A 410-nucleotide genomic window follows, 5' to 3' on the forward strand; every position below is an offset into this window, starting at 1 on the left:
TGATTTTTCTCATCTTTGTTTTGTAGAGCATTTTTGAGCTTGCAAGCATTGACTATGTTTTCTCTAAGCACCGCCAAAACGCCTTTAAATTCAGCAAAAGTGCAGATTAAAATCCCCTCTTTAAAATGTGTTTTTTGCTTGTCTTTAGGCATGGTTTTGGTGATTAAAACCGCTATATCACTTTTAGCGGCTATGCTGTCAAGCTTAAGCTTGTCGATCCATTCTTTATTAAACTCTTTAGTACGTTTGCTCTCATACAAAATACTACCGCAAATATTGCCAAAGCTGTCTTTTACGATATGCAAACAATCCGCCCCATTTACTCCCTTTGGCTCTTCTTTTACTTCATCGCTTAAATACTCACTTTGTATGTATTCTTCTATGAGTAGTTCGGCTACTTCGCCTTGGAG

At 37.3% G+C, this 410-nt stretch carries 1 protein-coding gene; it reads right to left on the reverse strand.

All coding sequences use genetic code 11. From position 1 onward, the window contains the following. On the reverse strand, window positions 1-410 hold a 410-nt coding region (locus tag KJR01_RS09930), incomplete at both ends, for a DUF2130 domain-containing protein (RefSeq protein WP_214119084.1).

The organism is Campylobacter sp. 2018MI10, from assembly GCF_018501175.1.
GTDB lineage: Bacteria > Campylobacterota > Campylobacteria > Campylobacterales > Campylobacteraceae > Campylobacter_E.